18 protein-coding genes, 2 tRNA genes and 1 riboswitch are annotated in these 15,908 nt (G+C 72.1%); of the genes, 11 read left to right on the top strand and 9 right to left on the bottom strand.

Annotation, left to right across the window (positions count from 1 at the left end; all coding sequences use genetic code 11):
• Positions 1-62 precede the first annotated feature (62 nt).
• The 4 genes from H1226_RS22750 (at position 63) to H1226_RS22765 (ending at position 3,833) form a co-directional block, all read left to right on the top strand.
• Positions 63-986 (top strand): ABC transporter substrate-binding protein, encoded by a 924-nt coding sequence (locus H1226_RS22750; RefSeq protein ID WP_224960305.1) that lies wholly within the window; start codon positions 63-65, stop codon positions 984-986.
• A 114-nt stretch (positions 987-1,100) separates the two neighbouring features.
• A complete protein-coding gene (locus H1226_RS22755) occupies positions 1,101-2,051 on the top strand; it encodes a DivIVA domain-containing protein (RefSeq protein WP_224969002.1) in 951 nt (316 codons plus the stop codon).
• A 14-nt stretch (positions 2,052-2,065) separates the two neighbouring features.
• Positions 2,066-2,479: a hypothetical protein gene (locus H1226_RS22760; RefSeq protein WP_258342447.1), complete on the top strand. Its 414-nt coding sequence runs from the start codon at positions 2,066-2,068 to the stop codon at positions 2,477-2,479.
• A gap of 220 nt (positions 2,480-2,699) precedes the next feature.
• On the top strand, positions 2,700-3,833 hold the full coding sequence (locus tag H1226_RS22765) for a polysaccharide pyruvyl transferase family protein (protein ID WP_258342449.1): 1,134 nt from the start codon (positions 2,700-2,702) through the stop codon (positions 3,831-3,833).
• Between the two features lie 25 nt (positions 3,834-3,858).
• Here H1226_RS22765 and H1226_RS22770 read toward each other — a convergent pair whose 3' ends face one another.
• The 4 genes from H1226_RS22770 to H1226_RS22785 form a co-directional block, all read right to left on the bottom strand.
• Positions 3,859-4,068, bottom strand: a complete 210-nt coding sequence (locus tag H1226_RS22770) for a hypothetical protein (RefSeq protein WP_224962703.1) — start codon at positions 4,066-4,068, stop codon at positions 3,859-3,861.
• A 254-nt stretch (positions 4,069-4,322) separates the two neighbouring features.
• The gene (locus H1226_RS22775; RefSeq protein WP_258342452.1) at positions 4,323-5,036 is read right to left on the bottom strand and encodes a TenA family protein; all 714 of its coding nucleotides are present in this window, start codon (positions 5,034-5,036) and stop codon (positions 4,323-4,325) included.
• Positions 5,037-5,055: 19 nt separating this feature from the next.
• On the bottom strand, positions 5,056-5,889 hold the full coding sequence (gene thiD, locus H1226_RS22780) for a bifunctional hydroxymethylpyrimidine kinase/phosphomethylpyrimidine kinase (RefSeq protein ID WP_258342460.1): 834 nt from the start codon (positions 5,887-5,889) through the stop codon (positions 5,056-5,058).
• Positions 5,883-5,978: riboswitch (TPP riboswitch) on the bottom strand. (Overlaps the previous gene by 7 nt.)
• Positions 5,979-6,010: 32 nt before the next feature.
• A complete protein-coding gene (locus H1226_RS22785; RefSeq protein WP_258342465.1) occupies positions 6,011-6,283 on the bottom strand; it encodes a lipoyl domain-containing protein in 273 nt (90 codons plus the stop codon).
• Between the two features lie 269 nt (positions 6,284-6,552).
• On the opposite strand from H1226_RS22785, the gene H1226_RS22790 reads away from it, so the two are divergent.
• Both H1226_RS22790 and H1226_RS22795 read left to right on the top strand, forming a co-directional pair.
• Complete coding sequence (locus H1226_RS22790; protein ID WP_224962712.1) at positions 6,553-6,822, top strand: hypothetical protein; 270 nt, start codon at positions 6,553-6,555, stop codon at positions 6,820-6,822.
• A gap of 74 nt (positions 6,823-6,896) precedes the next feature.
• Positions 6,897-7,628 carry a hypothetical protein gene (locus H1226_RS22795; RefSeq protein WP_258342467.1) on the top strand — a complete coding sequence of 244 codons (732 nt, stop codon included), beginning with the start codon at positions 6,897-6,899 and terminating at the stop codon, positions 7,626-7,628.
• A gap of 51 nt (positions 7,629-7,679) precedes the next feature.
• On the opposite strand, the gene H1226_RS22800 is transcribed toward H1226_RS22795, so the two are convergent.
• Positions 7,680-8,069, bottom strand: coding sequence for a hypothetical protein (locus H1226_RS22800; protein WP_224962716.1), 390 nt, complete (start codon positions 8,067-8,069; stop codon positions 7,680-7,682).
• Between the two features lie 164 nt (positions 8,070-8,233).
• On the opposite strand from H1226_RS22800, the gene H1226_RS22805 reads away from it, so the two are divergent.
• The 4 genes from H1226_RS22805 to H1226_RS22820 all read left to right on the top strand — a co-directional run bounded on the left by H1226_RS22805 (position 8,234) and on the right by H1226_RS22820 (position 11,062).
• Complete coding sequence (locus H1226_RS22805; RefSeq protein ID WP_224962718.1) at positions 8,234-8,449, top strand: hypothetical protein; 216 nt, start codon at positions 8,234-8,236, stop codon at positions 8,447-8,449.
• 71 nt (positions 8,450-8,520) lie between these two features.
• Positions 8,521-10,194 carry an AMP-binding protein gene (locus tag H1226_RS22810; RefSeq protein WP_258342474.1) on the top strand — a complete coding sequence of 558 codons (1,674 nt, stop codon included), beginning with the start codon at positions 8,521-8,523 and terminating at the stop codon, positions 10,192-10,194.
• A gap of 57 nt (positions 10,195-10,251) precedes the next feature.
• Positions 10,252-10,890, top strand: coding sequence for an oligoribonuclease (orn, locus tag H1226_RS22815; RefSeq protein WP_258342475.1), 639 nt, complete (start codon positions 10,252-10,254; stop codon positions 10,888-10,890).
• Between the two features lie 99 nt (positions 10,891-10,989).
• Positions 10,990-11,062: transfer RNA gene (locus tag H1226_RS22820), tRNA-His, on the top strand.
• A gap of 271 nt (positions 11,063-11,333) precedes the next feature.
• On the opposite strand, the gene H1226_RS22825 is transcribed toward H1226_RS22820, so the two are convergent.
• Positions 11,334-12,476 (bottom strand): L,D-transpeptidase, encoded by a 1,143-nt coding sequence (locus H1226_RS22825; RefSeq protein WP_309148752.1) that lies wholly within the window; start codon positions 12,474-12,476, stop codon positions 11,334-11,336.
• Between the two features lie 348 nt (positions 12,477-12,824).
• Between H1226_RS22825 and H1226_RS22830 the strand changes: the two genes are divergently transcribed.
• Positions 12,825-12,897 (top strand) — tRNA-Lys (locus tag H1226_RS22830).
• A gap of 206 nt (positions 12,898-13,103) precedes the next feature.
• On the opposite strand, the gene H1226_RS22835 is transcribed toward H1226_RS22830, so the two are convergent.
• The 3 genes from H1226_RS22835 to H1226_RS22845 all read right to left on the bottom strand — a co-directional run bounded on the left by H1226_RS22835 (position 13,104) and on the right by H1226_RS22845 (position 15,899).
• Positions 13,104-13,325, bottom strand: a complete 222-nt coding sequence (locus H1226_RS22835; protein WP_224961979.1) for a hypothetical protein — start codon at positions 13,323-13,325, stop codon at positions 13,104-13,106.
• A gap of 149 nt (positions 13,326-13,474) precedes the next feature.
• A complete protein-coding gene (locus tag H1226_RS22840) occupies positions 13,475-14,443 on the bottom strand; it encodes a quinone oxidoreductase family protein (protein ID WP_258342480.1) in 969 nt (322 codons plus the stop codon).
• A gap of 37 nt (positions 14,444-14,480) precedes the next feature.
• A complete protein-coding gene (locus tag H1226_RS22845) occupies positions 14,481-15,899 on the bottom strand; it encodes an MFS transporter (RefSeq protein ID WP_258342481.1) in 1,419 nt (472 codons plus the stop codon).
• Positions 15,900-15,908 lie beyond the last annotated feature (9 nt).

A 15,908-nucleotide genomic window follows, 5' to 3' on the forward strand; every position in this document is an offset into this window, starting at 1 on the left:
CCTCGGTTTCCGGGGCGCTCCACCGATTCCCGCCGCCCGGTGCGGCGCGGAAGGGGACCACCATGCGCATCGGACACCGCGTGGCGACCGCGTTCGCCCTGCTGTTGAGCGGAGTTCTGCTCACCGCCTGCGGGCCCGCACCCGATCCGGACGCGGTCGCGCCGGGCCTGGACGCGCAGGCCGACGTCGTCTCCGGCGTCCGGCGCAGCGAGGCGGCGGCCGCGCTGCTGCCCGCGCGGATCCGCGACGGCGGGGTGCTGCGCATCGGCCGTTCCGTCGGCGGAGCACCGCCGACCGCGTTCTACCTGGCGGACGGCAGCACGGCGGTCGGCCTCGACGTCGACCTCACCGAGGCGGTGGCCCGCAAGCTCGGCCTGCGGGTGGCAGCGCAGGACGCCGCGTTCGAGACGATCCTGCCCGCGCTGGGCAGCGGCAAGTACGACGCCGGCACCGGGAACTTCGGCGTCACCGAGGAGCGCAAGCGCACCATCGACTTCGCCACCTACATCCGCGACGGGCAGGGCTTCGCGGTCCGCTCCGGGGACGACCGCGCCCCGATCGCGGAGGTGACCGCGCTGTGCGGGCAGACCGTCGGCACCGCGAAGGGCACCACCTTCGAGGCGACCCTGTCCGCGCAGGCCCACCGCTGCACCGACCTCGGCCGCCCCGCCTACCGGGTGCAGGTGTTCTCCGAGAGCAGCGCCCTCTACTCGGCGCTCACCCAGGGCAAGGTCGACGTCATCATGAGCACCATCAACGGTCTGCGCTACGCGGCGACGCAGCAGCCCGCGCTGCGGCTGGCCAACGAGTTCCGCAGGCTCGACGTCGGCTTCGCGCTGGCGAAGGACTCCCCGTTGGCCCCGGCGCTGCAGACCGCGGTGAACGAGCTGATCCGCGACGGCGGCTACGCCCGCATCCTCGACAAGTGGGGCGTGGCCGCGTCGGCCATCCCCGAATCGCAGGTCAGTCCACCCGAGATCCACTGAGCGGCGGCACTACTCGATCAGGTGGCGATCGCGCCGCTCCACCGCGCGCGGTGTCCGGATCAGACCTACTCTCCTCGGCGAGTCGACCCTCGCCTGTGGAGAGGAGTGTCCAACGTGGAGGACTCCGCACAAGCCGTCGTCCCGCTCCGTCCCGGATTCGACATCCAGGTACGAGGTTTCCACCGCCGCCAGGTCACCGAGCACATCGAGCTGCTCGAAGATCAGCTGCGCATGGTCAGCATCGATCGCAACGAGGCGGTGGCGTTGAACACGGACCTCCGCCGCCTCTGCGACGACGCGCGGCGCGACCTCGCCGAAGCCGAACTCCGCCTCAAGCGCATCGAAGCCTCCGACACCGGGCTTCCGCACGCGTCGCAGCGCGTGCAGAACATGCTGTCGCTGGCCGAAGAAGAAGTGCAGACGTTGCGCGAACAGGCGCAGCGGCAGGCGGAGACCATCCGGGGCAGCGCGGAATACGAGGCGCAGCAACTGCTCGACGAGGCCGGCCGGGCCGCGGAGGCGATGCGGGCCGAATGCGCCCGCCTCGTCGACGAGCTCGACGTCCGGCAGCGCGAGATCCGCCGGGAGCACGAACAGAGCCTCGCCGACATCCGGGAGCGGGAGCGCACCATGCGCCACGCCATCCGGGACGAGTACAAGTCGATCGTCACGGCCGCGCAGGAGGAGGCCGACGCGCTGCTCTCCCGCACCCGCTGGGAGTGCGGCAGGCGCGACGCCGAGACCGAGCAGCTGCGGCTCGACGTCCTGCAGGACCTGCACACCAAGCAGGCCCGGATGGAGGAGCTGCGCACCGCCGTCATGTCCTCGTTGGACAGCGTCGGCAGGCTCGTCGGCGCCTCCAGCAACGAGATCGCCGCGCAGGAGATCGACAACGTCATCGATGCCGAACTCGTCGGCGAACCGGCGCACCACGTGTGGTTGCCGGAGCCGCGCGGGGACACCCAGAGCTACCTGATCCCGCTGGAGTCCCCCTTCAACGGCGGTGCCGCGGAGCCCGCCGAGACCGCCGAAGCCGAACCGACCGAAGCCGTCCAGCGGAACTGATTCGGAGCGAGCACGTGGAGCTAGTCGTCTTGTCCTTCGCCGGAGGCGCCGTGGTGGCCGCACTGGTCTTCTGGCCGCTGCTGCGCCGGGTCCGCAAGCACGCGGACGGGCCGCCCACCGGCAGGCACGCGTTGCGCACCCACCGCAGCACCGCCCCGCCGACGGGAGCCCCCAGCACCGGGCCCGCGCCCACCGCGAAACCCGCCGCCGCCGAGGCGGACGCCGAACCCCACCCCATCCCCCGCCAGGAGACGGCGGCCGACCGCGCCGACGAGCCCGTCCCGGACCAGCCCGCGCACGGTGGCGAACTCGGCGTCACCGTCTCGACGTTGCCGACGGCGCTGTTCGCCGAGCAGTACGAGGCGAAGTTCCGCCGCACCCGCGACCGCATCGACCGGCTCCGCACCCAGCTCCACGACCACAACTGACCCGACGAGCAGCGGCGGCGACGCCTCGGTACCGACACCGAGCCGTCGCCGCCGCTTCTTCGTGCGCGCCACTCCCGGAGACCGCCGACCGGAGCAGGACCCGGCGGCCGAACGCGCCCCCGCGGCCGCCCCGGATGCCTCCGAACGGGACCCACCGCGCCGGGTTGTTAGGTTCGGCGCCTACCGCGCCCAGCCGCGAACCCGAACGGTGGAGAACCCAGTGTCGAGTCCCGCAACGCCCCCCACGCTGTACCTGGTCGCCACGACCGGGAACCCGAACTACGGCGACGAGCTGATCGCCGCGACCTGGCTGAAGTACCTGGCCAGAGTCGCCCCCGACAGCGAGGTGTGGCTCGACTGCCCCAACCCCGGCCCCAGCGAGGTGCTGCTCGGCCACCTGCACCCGCACGTCCGGTTCACCGACACGCTGTGGCGGCTGTGCTGGTCGGCGCCCTCCGACGAGCCGTGGGAGGTGGCGTCGTTCGTGCAGCACGCCATGATCAACCCGGGGTTGGCGCCGCACTGGCTGGCCGGGATCGAGCTCGCCGCGCGCGCCGACCTGGTGCACATCATCGGCGGCGGGTTCATCAACTCGATCTGGCCGCGGCACTACGGGCTGCTGGCGGGCGCGGTCGCCGCGGTGCGCCGCTCCGGCGGGCGGGCCGTGATGACCGGGCAGGGCCTGTGGCCGACGCCGGAGGAGGCGCGCCCGCTGGTGCGCAACCTCGCCTCGCAGTTCGAGCTGATCGACGTGCGCGACGAGCCGTCGGCCGAGCTGCTCGACTCCGCGGGCCAGCTCACCGCCACCGGCGACGACATGTTCTTCGGCATCGCCCCGGAGCTGTACCGCACCGACGACCTGCGGGACGTGATGATCTGCCTGCAGTCGGACCTGCTGGACGTCACGGTGCCCGCGCTGGCCGGGTTCCTGCTCGACACGCTGCGCGCCTGGGACGTGCGGCCCGAGCAGGTCGGTGTCATCGAAGGCATCCCGCGGGTGGACCGCGAGGTGTTCGCCCTCGTCGAGCACGACCTGCCCGGCGCCCGCTTCTACCCGTTCTCCGAGATCATGGACCACGGGCTGCCCGCCGCCGCCGGCCAGCGCTGGTTGTCGACCCGGTTCCACATGCACCTGATGGCCGCGGCCGCCGGGGCGCACGGCGTCGCCGTGTCGATCAACTCCGGGTACTACACGAACAAGCACCGGTCGCTGATCCAGCGCGGCTCCGGCTGGGGCCTCAGCGAGGGCCTCCAGGTGCCGCCGCAGCCGCGGGAAGGCGGCTACGAGCGGTCGACGCTGGACGCGTTGCAGGAGGCCAAGTCGAAGCTCGCCTGGTCCATCTACGGGGACTGAGCCGCCGGGCCGGGCAGCGGCGCGCTCAGGCCGCCGCCTGCCCGGTCTCGCAGGTGCCCTCGGCGCGGGGCCGCAGCACGTGGATGTCCGCGGACGATTTCTCAGGCTCCGTTTCCGCCTGGGCGGACTCGGCGTCCGCCCGGCGGTCGGCGATGTAGAAGGGGGCTGCGGCCAGCACCGGCACCAGCATCCCCGCCAGCATGATCAGAATTGAAGTCCCCGTACTCAAGGCCACCGAACCCCGCGCGGTGGGAGGCGGACCTCCCACGACCGAACACGCCGAACGAACGTGTCGTGAGCCTCATCGTCGTGGCTGAGGGTGTTCGTTAACACCGCCCGAAAGTGCTCCTGATCACGCTTCCCGCGAGCGCCCGCACCGCGGCTGACCACCCGCGTCACCGCCCCCGCCGCGCCGCAGGACACGTCGCGGAGGGTGATCGGGTCCGGGCATCCGCCGCAGCGCGGAAACCGTGCCGCCGCAACGACTTCTCACGCCGGGAGCCACTGCGCCGTCGGCCACCGCTCCAGGCGCCACGCGCCGTCCCAGAACATCCACTCGTACTCGGTGGCACGCGAGAACGCGGCCAGCATCCGCTCCCGCACCGGCTCGTCGGCGGCCGCGGCCGCCCGGTCGGTGAGCTCGCGGGCCGCCAGCACCGCTTCGGCGAACTCCTCGTCGGCGTAGGTCTCGATCCACCGCCGGTACGGGTGCGCCGACACGTCGCCGACGGCGGCGAGGATCTCGCTGCCCACGTGCTGGTACACCCAGAAGCACGGCAGCACCGCCGCCAGCAGCACCGGGTAGGGGTCGACCAGCGCGCTCGCCCGCAGGAACGAGGTGTAGGCGGTGCACGACGGCGAGGTCGCCACCCCCGCCAGGTCGTCCGCGGAGAGCCCGAACTCCTCGACGTAGCCCGCGTGCAACCGCCGCTCCTCCACCAGCGCGCCCCGCGCGGCCCCCGCGAGGAACGCCGCGTCCGCCGGATCCTCGGACCGGGTCGCGGCCGCCGACAGCGCCTGCGCGAACGCGATCAGGTAGCGGGCGTCCTGCACGATGTAGAACGCGAACCGCTCCCGGTCGAGGGTGCCGTCGGTGAGCGCCGCGTTGAACGGGTGCGCCACCACGGCCCGCTGCAGCTCGGCGGTGCGTTCCCAGGCGCGGGCGCAGAAACCGCCCGCGGGCGGATCGGGCAACCTGCTCATGACCTTCGTCCCTCCGATCTCACCACCAGCGGTGGAAGTGGTGCACGGGCCCGTGCCCGCGGCCCACGTCGAGGCGCTCCGCGGCCCGCAGCGCCCCGGTCAGGTAGTCCTTGCCGTCCCGCACGGCGGTCGCCCAGTCGGACCTGCGGGGGCGCAGCGCCGCGATCGCCGCGGACAGCGTGCAGCCGGTGCCGTGGTCGTTCGCGGTGTCGATCCGCTCGCTGCGCAGCCACCGCACCTCGCCGTCGCCGCGGAACAGGTCCGCGCTGGCGGGTTCCGCGCGCAGGTGCCCGCCCTTGAGCAGCACCTGCTTCGCGCCCAGGTCGGCGAGCCGCTGCGCCTGCGCGGCCATCTCGGCCGAGCCGGTGATCTCCGGTTCGCCCAGCAGGTCCGCCGCTTCCGGCAGGTTCGGGGTGATCAGGTCGACGCGCGGCAGCAGCTCGTCGCGCAGCACCGCGACCGCTTCGTCGGCGAGCAGCCGGTGGCCGCTCTTCGCGACCATCACCGGGTCCAGCACCACGTGCGGCGGGGCGTAGCGGTCCAGCACGGCGACGACCGCGCGGATCACCTCGGCGTTCGCCAGCATCCCGATCTTCACCGCGTCCACCCGGACGTCGTCGAGCAGCGTCGTGAGCTGGGCGGTGACGAACTCCGGCGGCACCTCGCGGACCTCGGCGACACCGGTGGTGGTCTGCGCGACCAGCGCGGTCACCGCGGACATGCCGTAGGCGCCGTTCGCGGAGAAGGCCTTCAGGTCCGCTTGGACGCCGGCTCCGCCGCTGGGATCGGTCCCCGCGATCGAGAGCACGTTCGGGACCCGGTCGGATCCGGGCAGGGCAGCACGAGTGGTCACGTCGGTGACGTCCCTCCGCTAGCACGAACTAGGTCAGGTTCGACGGGTCTGCTCTCAGCCCGGCCGTCCGGGCACCCCGCGTCACTGGCCCCAACCTAGCAACGGGCGTCAAGCCGCGGACTCACTCGACGAGGCCGATGATCGCGCCCGCGGTGAACCGCTCCCCCGCCCTGCCCTGCCGCCACAGCGTTCCGCTCGCCGGGGCGCGCACCGTGCGCGGGGCGCCGTCGGTCACGACCTCGGCCACCGGGGCTCCGCTGCGCACCCGGGCGCCGTCGGAGACCAGCCAGCGGGCGAGGGAACCGGGCTCCCGCGGATCGTCGTGCGGACGCGGGAAGTGCAGGTCCGTCACGGGGTGCGCCTCCGGGTTCCGCTCGCTCGACGCGCCCAGCATGAGCGGTGATCCTTCTCACCACAAGCGGGTTCCGGGCCCGGCGCCCTGGTTCGGGCGGCCCAGCACCGGGTCAGCGGCGGGTCGAGACCGCTCCGCCGAACAGCCGCTCTCACACGATCGGAGCAGCGCAGCCGCCGATCGCCCCCGCCACGCGAATGCAACGTGCGCGCTGATCGTTCCGTCTAGAGTTCGAGATCCGGCCAGTGGACCGAAGCCGGACGAACTGCGCGCCCGCGGGTCGTCCTGACAGGTATGGGGGTGGGACGGCAATGTTCCCCGATCAAGAGCACGTGTGGTGGATCGTCGGAGCGGGCAAGCGGGTCCGGCACGCGATCACGGTGCGCCCGGGCGCCAGACCGGCCGGTGATCCGGTGCAGACCCTGTGCGATGCGACGATCAAGCTCCCGCACGAGACGTGGCCCGCCACCAAGGAACCGTCGAGCCGCCGCATCACGGAGCGTTGCGCGGAGTGCGAGCAGGCGGTCGACGAACAGCTCGCGCGTGACGGCGATCTCGTAGTCACCACCTGGGACGCCTAGGGCGAGGGAAGTCACACCGCTCAGGGCTGATCGCCTAGTGAGGCGACCCTGCGTGGCGGATTAAAGTTGACGCAATGGACACCACTGCCGACGCCCCCCAGACCGCCCGTTCCCGCCGCTCCGCCCGGCCGGATCCGGCGGAGGTATGGGCTCCGCTGGCCGGTCTCGCCGACGCCGCAGCGCAGGGCGGGACGTCCGGAGCCGTCGCCATCACCCGCGGGTTCGACCGCAACAGCAGGCTGCGCGCCAAGGCGCTGCGCGACCTGCTGGAGGAGCGCGGGGTGGCGGCCATCGAGATCACCCCGGCCGTGGGCAGCGAGCGGCTGCTCGCGGACAGCGAGATCACGTCGGTGGTGAACCTGATCGGCGCCGGTTCCTGGCAGCCGTACCGGCTGGCCGCGAAGCTGCGCGCCCCGCTGCTGGCGGTGCGCGGCGACGAGGAGGCCGGGCAGGACTCGCGGGACGTCATCGGCGTCACCGCCGCCGAGGACCGGCGCGACGTCGCCCTCTCGCACGTGGCGGTGCGCCCGGAGACCGAGGGCCAGGGCAGCCTGATCGTCACCGCCGACGGCGAGCCGATCTCGGTGCCCGGCGGTTCCGCGGTGGTCACCCTGCGGGAGCAGCGGCTGGAGGTCCGGCTCGCGGGCCCGGACTTCGCCGAGCAGACCTTCACCGCCACCGAGGTGCGGGTGGAGACGGCTGACGCGCCGCACCGCCTGGTGCGCGACGAGCTGCCCATCGCCGACTTCGAGGGCGCGCTGACGTTCACCGCCGAGCCGGGCGCGCTGACGGTCCGCCCGGTCTGACCTGCCGCTTCCTCGCGCGGCCCCGGCGTCCGGGGCCGCGGGGAAGCGATGTCACAGCACCCGGTTCAGCAGCGCGACCAACGCCGCCAGCACCACGCCGACCAGCGCCAGTGCGAGCGGGGCGAGCGTGCCGGGGAACAGCGCGTTGGCGATCGTCCAGCCGAGCACGAACAGCGCCACCAGGCCCAGCAGCCCGATCATCGCGGTCATCAGCGGCCGGTGCCGCGGCAGCGCCCGCAGGTTCCCGCGGGCGACCGGCGTCATCCGCTGGAACGTGATCCACACCGGTAGCGCCACGAGCGCCACGACGAGCACGCCGAACAGCGAGTCGGCCCGGCTCGGCTCGTGCCCGAGGCCGAGCAGCAGGCCCAGCACGCCGACCGCGAGGACCAGCAGCACGCGGTGCAGGGTGCGCCACAGCATCCCGTCGTATCCAGCCATGATCGCAGTCTCCCAGCAGCGCTCACCCGGTGGTGGAACCCCGCGGGCACGGGCCGGTGGAATTCCAAGATTAATCAGGCGAACACCCGTCACGTCCGTGATCCTGAGTCGTCTTACCGGTGGAGGACGCACCGGACGAGCGTTCCCCCAGGGAGGGAGGCCACGTGGCTGACGACGAGAAGTGGCAGGTGAGCTGCCGCGATGTGGCGGGCAGGCGGCGGAACATGGCGGTGTACGTGAACCAGGGCAACGTCGTGGTCGTCGCTCCGCCCGGGGAGACGGCGGTGCTGGCACCATTGGAGGCGGGTCGCCTGCGGGCCGCGATCCGGGAGGCCGTGGTGGCCGCGGCGGCACCGGAACACACCATTTCGGACCGGTGAACCCTTCCCCCGCGTCGCCCCCCGAGGCATTATCTACCGATGAGTAGCTAAATCGGAGGAGACGCGTGGCGATGTGGCGACGGCCGGCGGGACGGACACGAGGCGAAGCGGCGAAGGCGGCCGTCCAGGCCGGGGCGGACCGGCTGGCCCCGACGCTGCAGACGCTGTGGCTGCTGATCAGGCAGGGCGTCGTCCGCCCGATGCGCCCGGACAAGCTGCTGCGCATCGTCTTCGCCTGGCGGCGCTGGGGCGTCACCCCCGCGCTCGGCTACGCCGTCGCCGCGATCCGGCATCCCGACCGGCCCGCCGTGATCGACGAGCGCGGCGCGCTGAGCTTCCTCGAACTGGAGCAGCGCACCACCCGCCTCGCCCGCGGGCTGCGCGCCCGCGGTATCCGGGACACCAGCCGGGTCGCGGTGCTGTGCCGCAACCACCACGGGCTCGTGGAGACCATCGTGGCCTGCGGCAAGATCGGCTCCGACGTGGTGCTGCTCAACACCGGCCTGCGCCCGCACCAGATGCGCACCGTGCTCGACGAGCAGCGGGCCGACCTGCTGATCGCCGACGTCGAATTCGTCGAGGCGCTGCCCGACCTGGAACTGGACGTGGTGCTCGCCTGGACCGAGGGCACCACTCGCAAGGCCACCCTGGAGCACCTCATCGGCAGCTCCGCCACCGGCACCCTCCCGCGCCGTCCCCGGCACGCGCGGGTCATCGTGCTCACCTCCGGCACCACCGGCACGCCGAAGGGCGCCCGCAGGCCCGCGCCGCCCGGGGTCGGGCCCGCCGCCACGATCATGTCGCGGATGCCGCTGCGCGCCGGTGAGCGGATCATGCTGGCGGCGCCGATCTTCCACACCTGGGGGCTCGCCGCGTTCCAGCTCGGCTCGGCCATCGGCGCCACCCTCGTGCTGCGCCGCAAGTTCGAACCGCAGCAGGCGCTCGCCGCCGTGCAGCGGCACCGCGCCACCGCGCTGTTCGTGGTTCCGGTGATGCTGCAGCGCATCCTGGACCTGCCGCGGGAGGCGATCGAGCCCTACGACACCTCCTCGCTGCGGATCGTGGCCGCCAGCGGTTCGGCGCTGCCCGCCGACCTCGCCACCCGGTTCCAGCGGGTGTTCGGCGAGGTCCTCTACAACTTCTACGGCTCCACCGAAGCGTCCTGGGTGAGCATCGCCACCCCGCGCGAACTCGCCGAAGCGCCCGGCACAGCGGGCCGCCCGCCGCGCGGCACCAGCGTGAAGATCCTCGACGAGCGGGGCGCGCGGGTGCCCGACGGCGAGACCGGGCGGATCTTCGTGCGCAACGACATGCTCTTCGAGGGCTACACCGGCGGCGGCGGCAAGGAGGTCCGGGACGGCATGCTCGCCACCGGTGACCTGGGCCGCATCGACGAGGCCGGGCGGCTGCAGGTGGTGGGGCGCGAGGACGACATGATCGTCTCGGGCGGCGAGAACGTGTACCCGAAGGAGACCGAGGACGCGATCGCCACCCTGCCGGAGGTCTCCGAGGTCGCCGTGATCGGCGTGGACGACGCCGAGTTCGGCCAGCGCCTCGCCGCGTACGTGGTGCTCGTCGACGGCGCCGAGCTGGACGGTGAAGCGGTGCGGGAACGGGTCCGGCCCGCGCTGCCCGGTTTCGCGCTGCCCCGCGACGTCGTCTTCCTGCCGGAGCTGCCGCGCAACGCCACCGGCAAGGTCGTGCCCGCGCGGCTGCGCGAGGGTTCCGCCGATACCGAACGGTGATCTCCGCGGCGCCGGTGCGATCCCGGCGCCCGGTCGCACCGCGTTAGGCTCGGTGAGGTGAACGACCGTCTAGTGTGGATCGACTGTGAAATGACCGGTCTCGACCTGGGTTCGGACGCCCTGATCGAGATCGCCGCCCTGGTCACCGATGCCGACCTCAACATCCTCGGCGAGGGCGTGGACATCGTGATCCACGCCCCGGACGAGGCGCTGTCGGCGATGCCCGACGTGGTGCGGGAGATGCACGCGCGTTCCGGGCTGACCGAGGAGGTGCGGCGCTCCGCGGTCACCACGGCCGAGGCCGAACAACGCGTCCTGGACTACATCCGCGAGCACGTGCCGGACACCGTGTCGGCACCGCTGGCGGGCAATTCCATCGCCACCGACCGCGGGTTCATCGCCCGCGACATGCCCGCGCTGGACGCGCACCTGCACTACCGCATGGTGGACGTGTCCTCCATCAAGGAGCTGTGCAGGCGCTGGTTCCCGCGGATCTACTACGCGCAGCCGGAGAAGGGCCTCGCGCACCGCGCGCTCGCCGATGTGCGGGAGTCCATCAGGGAACTCGCGTACTACCGCCGGACGGCGTTCGTGGCCGAGCCGGGACCGACCACCGAGCAGGCCCAGGCCGTCGCCGCGGACCTGCTGGACGGGCGCGGCCCCGCGGGCACCGGCCGCAGCCCCGACCAGCAGTGATGCGCGGCCGGGAGCCCGGTCGCAGCCCGCTCCGCAGCGCACGCTAGGATATTCGTGTTGCTCCGGAAGGCCGGGATCACCGGCTGGCCGGAAGCTGCGGTGGGTGTAGCTCAGTAGGTAGAGCACTGGGTTGTGGTCCCAGGAGTCGCGGGTTCGAATCCCGTCACTCACCCCGCGGGAAAAGGCCCGCTCCGTTCGCGGAGCGGGCCTTTCGCATCGCACGGGACGGAAACCGAGGCATACCGCGGCCTTTTCCCTGTCAGCGGCGAAGCCGATGAGCGGCGAACGTGCGCATCGGGACCACTCGCCGGCCCTCAGCGGGCCCCTCGCGAGGACAGCGTTCTCTCATGTGGCAGAGCCGCCTGTGAGAACGATCCCGCAGCGGGGGTCCCGCTGAGGTTCCGCCACCCGACCCGGACAGCAGGACGAGCGACCGCCGGAACTCACCGGTTCCCGGCGGTCCATTCGGCCCAGGGCACCTGCCAGTCGCCGAAGCCGTCCCAGGACCGCAGGTTCGGCCCGCCGGAGTTCGTGATCTCCACGACGTCGCCCTTCTTGAGCAGGTCGTAGACCCACTTGGCGTTGGCGTCGCTCATGTTGATGCAGCCGTGGCTGACGTTGCTGCTGCCCTGCTGGGCGACCGACCACGGGGCCGCGTGCAGGAACTCACCGCCGTTGGAGATGCGCACCGCCCACTTCACCTCGGTGCGGTAGCCGCCGTTGTCGATGTCCAGGCCGTAGCTGGACGAGTCCATGATCTTCGTGGCGTGGTGCTCGGTGACCACGTGCACGCCGTTGTTCGACGGCCACGCCGGCTTGCCGAGCGAGACCGGCATGGTGCGCCGGGTGGCCCCGTTGACCTCGACGGACATGGTGTGGCTGGAGCCGTCGGCGCGGAGCACGACGGCGTCGCCGATGGTGATGGTGGCGCTGCGGCTCTCCTCGCCCCAGGAGCCGTTGCCGAGGTCCTTGCCGTAGACGTCCGCGTTGATCGTGATCTTCGTGCCGGGCTTCCAGTACTCCTGGGGGCGCCAGTGCACCTCGCGGTCGTCGAACCAGTAGAAGGCGCCTTCCACCGCCGGTTCCGTCTGGATGCGGATGGCTTCTTCGGCCTTGGCCTTGTCCGGGGCGGGCGCGTTCTCGGAGAAGTAGAACGCGAGCGGCTGGCCGACGCCGACGGTCTCCCCGTCGAGCGGGTTCATCGACACGTAGGTCTGGTTCTCGGGATCGACGGTGCTGAACGTGGATTCCTGGACGACCGGGGCGCCTGCCGCGCCCTGCAGGGTGAGCTTCGCCGTGTAGGTCTTGCCGTAGCCGAGCGGCTCGGAGGCGGACCAGCTCGCGCCGTCCGGTGCGACGGTGTTCGCCACCGGCTTGCCGTCCTGGTTCACCAGTTCGGCGGCGGTGATCCGGCCGTCCACGGCGGTGGCCGTGATGGGCGCGGTCGGCGAGATCCGCTGGGCGCCGTTCGCCGGATCGAACCTGGCCGACGCGGGCGGCGGTGGCGGCGGGGCCGGGCTGCTCGCCCCGCCACCCGTGCACGACGCGAGGAGCATCCCCACCAACGCCACGACCACGGCCGGCACCGCACGAGACGACGCCCCCAGAACTCTCCCGACAGAGTTAAGACACAGCTTCATGCGTGACTGTCCGTTCGATCCGATCCCCACATCCGCCTGAGAACAGTGTGCATCAGCCCCCCGACCGTGTGGCCGACGACCAGCCCTGCACGAAGAGTCAACCGCGGATCTTCACCCGGGAGACGGATGACGACCCTCCTCGGTTGCTCGTCCAGCCACATCGGACCCCGCCGACCGGCTGAAACGCCACCGCGCACCCCGAAAGGCACCCCCCGATTCACCCCCCGGAACGGGGTGCTAAAGTTTCTTTCGTCGCCAGGGAGACGGCAAGAACGAAAACCTGGTGAACACCAAGCGCCAATAGCTCAACTGGCAGAGCAGCTGACTCTTAATCAGCGGGTTCGGGGTTCGAGTCCCTGTTGGCGCACCGAAACCCCAGGTCATCGACCTGGGGTTTTTCTTTTGCCCATCGAGCCGGTGAGAATCCCGCGCCTTTCCGCGATCGCGTCCAGCAGGGCGGAAGAATCCGGGGGCCGGAGATCCGGCATCGGCCGGTCCCGCCCCCGCGGGGAACGGGACCGGCCTCGTCGGTGCCCCGCGGGTACGCGCCGCGCACCCGGGAACCGCCGCCGATCAGCGGACCGAGCCGACCATCTGCCCGTCCGGAGCGCACTCGGCGCCGCCGACGTCCGGCCGCGACACGACCTCGTCCAAGTGCTTGCTGCAGTTCTCGAACGTCCCGTACTCCCCGAGGACCTCGTTGTGCCAGGCGAGCGCGGTACCCGCGCCCATCAGGGAGGCACCGGCGCCGGTGGCGCAGAGGACCATCGCAGCCATGCTCTTGCGGAACCGCATCAACAACACCTTCTCCACGAGGATCACGTGCGAGCGGCGCTCTGCCGCTCTGCCGCCCGCGACCCTAGGAACCACCCGCGGCCGGCCTCGGGGCTCGTTCGGCCGGACGAGGGTTCCCCTCACGGGAGCGCCGCCCCGGAACTCGCGGTTCAGGGGATGAGCAGGACCCGGCCGAAGGCGCCGCGGCCCTCGATGTGGCGGTGCGCCTCGGCCGCTTCGGCGAGCGGGAACTCGCGGTCGACGACCACGGTCAGCTCGCCCGCGGCGACCCGGGCGATGAGGCGTTCGATCAGCGCGCGGGTGCGGGCGGGGTCGTGCGCCATCTCGCCGCCGAAGTAGACGCCGTTGAGCGAGGCGCTCTTGAACATCAGCGGATCCAGCCGCGGCGGGTTCGGCTCCCGCCCGGCCTGGCCGACCCAGCTGATCCGGCCCCGGTAGGCCAGCGCGGCCACGCTGCTCTCCAAGGTGCGGCCGCCGACCGGATCCACCACCAGGTCGGCGCCGCGGCCATCGGTGAGCTCGGCGACCCGGGCGGCGACGTCCTCCTCCCGGTAGTTGATCGCGTGGTGCAGGCCGTGCTCGCCGAGCCGCGCCAGCTTCTCCGCGCTGGAGGCGGTGCCGAGCACCGTGGCGCCCGCCGCCGCGGCCAGCTGCACCGCGGCCAGGCCGACACCACCCGCCGCGGCCTGCACCAGCACCACTTCGCCCGCGCGCAACCGGCCGAACTCGAACAGGCAGTCGTCGGCGGTGCCGAACTCGACGGGGATGCCCGCGGCCAGCCGCGGATCCAGGTCGTCCGGGACCCGGTAGGCGTTGTGCTCCGGCACCGCGGCCAGCTCGGCGTGCGAACCGTGCGGCATGAACGCCACCGCCCGCTGCCCCTCGCGCAGGCCGGTGACGCCCTCGCCGACCGCGGCGACCGTGCCCGCGGCCTGGTAGCCGACGACGTGCGGCGTGGTCTCCGGCGGCGCGGACTGCCGGTGCAGCAGGTCGCCGCCCTGCACGCCGACGGCCTCGATGCGCAGCAGCACCTCCCCCGGACCGATCTCCGGGTCGGGGACGTCCGCGTAGCGCAGCACGTCCGGCCCGCCGTTCTCGTAGTACACCGCTGCTTTCACGACCACCACTCCCGATTCGATCGACGTCCGTTCCCGATCATGCCTCGTCCCGCTCGCGCATCTCCCGCACCGCTTCGCGGGCCTCCGCGCGGGAGGACGCGGTGGGCTTCGCCCCCGGCAGCGGCAGCCCCGCGGACTCCCGGGCGAACCAGGCCGCGACCAGCCCCACCACCCCGGCGGCCATCAGCAGGAACGCGGGCGCGGTGCTGTGGCCGGTGCCGGTGACCAGCGCCTGCGACAGCAGCGGGGTCGTCCCGCCGAACAGGGCCACCGAGATGTTGAACCCGATCGACACGCCGCCGTAGCGGACCTCGGTGGGGAACAGCGCGGGCAGGCTCGACGGCATCGTGGAGCTGAACGCGATGAGCATCAGCCCGATCAGCACCAACCCGGCCACCACCAGCCCCACCGAACCGCGGCTGATCAGCCAGAACGCCGGCCAGGACAGCACCACCAGCGCCCCCGACCCCGCCGCGATGATCGGCAACCGGCCGATCTTGTCCGAGGCGCGCCCGAGCCGCACCACGAAACCCATGATGATCAGCATGGTGACCAGCACGAACACCAGTGCCGAGGTGTGCGCGTAGTGCAGGTCCGCGGTGATGTAGGTCGGCATGTAGGAGGTGAGCATGTAGTTGACCACGTTGAACACCGCCACCATCGCCACGCACAGCAGCAGCGGCCGCCAGTGGTCGCGGAAGATGGTGCGGTAACCGGCCAGCCGGCCCTCGTCCTCGCCGCCGCTCTCCTGCTGCTGCTGTTGGGCGGGCGTCTCCTCCAGCCGGAACCGCAGGTACAGCCCGATCACGCCGAGCGGCGCCGCCAGCAGGAACGGGATCCGCCAGCCCCAGTTCACCATGTCCTGCTCGCCCAGGGTCGTCAGCAGCGCGGTGACCACGGCGGCACCGAGCGAATACCCCGCCAGGGTGCCGAACTCCAGCCAGCTGGCGAGGAAACCGCGCCGCTTGTCCGGCGAGTACTCGGAGACGAACGTGGTGGCCCCGCCGTACTCGCCGCCGGTGGAGAAGCCCTGCACGACCCGGGCCACCAGCAGCAGGATCGGCGACCAGATGCCGATGGTGGCGTACGAGGGGATCAGGCCGATGGCGGTGGTGCCCGCCGCCATGGTCATCATCGTGATGGCCAGCACCTTCTTCCGCCCGATCCGGTCCCCCAGCGGGCCGAACACGAACCCGCCGAGCGGCCGCACCAGGAACGCGACGGCGAACGTGGCGAAGGTGGCCAGCAGCTGCGCGGTGGCGTTCCCGGCCGGGAAGAACACCTTGCCGGTGATGACCACGAGGTAGCTGAAGACCCCGAAGTCGAACCACTCCATCATGTTGCCGATGCCGGCCGCGGTGACCGCCCGCCGCACGTTGCCGACCTTGACGATGGTGACGAGGTCGTCGAGCCGACGAACCGGCCCGGTGCGACGTCCCGTCCTCGACGATGGCATCCGCTGCGC

Source organism: Saccharopolyspora gregorii (genome assembly GCF_024734405.1).
Classification (GTDB): domain Bacteria; phylum Actinomycetota; class Actinomycetes; order Mycobacteriales; family Pseudonocardiaceae; genus Saccharopolyspora_C; species Saccharopolyspora_C gregorii.

Bases quoted from the DNA above. Each gene is read 5' to 3' on its own strand.
- H1226_RS22810 (WP_258342474.1), top strand. From the start codon at position 8,521: ATGTGGCGACGGCCGGCGGGACGGACACGAGGCGAAGCGGCGAAGGCG.
- H1226_RS22835 (WP_224961979.1), bottom strand. From the start codon at position 13,325: ATGCGGTTCCGCAAGAGCATGGCTGCGATGGTCCTCTGCGCCACCGGC.
- H1226_RS22790 (WP_224962712.1), top strand. From the start codon at position 6,553: ATGTTCCCCGATCAAGAGCACGTGTGGTGGATCGTCGGAGCGGGCAAG.
- H1226_RS22800 (WP_224962716.1), bottom strand. From the start codon at position 8,069: ATGGCTGGATACGACGGGATGCTGTGGCGCACCCTGCACCGCGTGCTG.
- H1226_RS22845 (WP_258342481.1), bottom strand. From the start codon at position 15,899: ATGCCATCGTCGAGGACGGGACGTCGCACCGGGCCGGTTCGTCGGCTC.
- H1226_RS22775 (WP_258342452.1), bottom strand. From the start codon at position 5,036: ATGAGCAGGTTGCCCGATCCGCCCGCGGGCGGTTTCTGCGCCCGCGCC.
- H1226_RS22795 (WP_258342467.1), top strand. From the start codon at position 6,897: ATGGACACCACTGCCGACGCCCCCCAGACCGCCCGTTCCCGCCGCTCC.
- H1226_RS22750 (WP_224960305.1), top strand. From the start codon at position 63: ATGCGCATCGGACACCGCGTGGCGACCGCGTTCGCCCTGCTGTTGAGC.
- H1226_RS22785 (WP_258342465.1), bottom strand. From the start codon at position 6,283: ATGCTGGGCGCGTCGAGCGAGCGGAACCCGGAGGCGCACCCCGTGACG.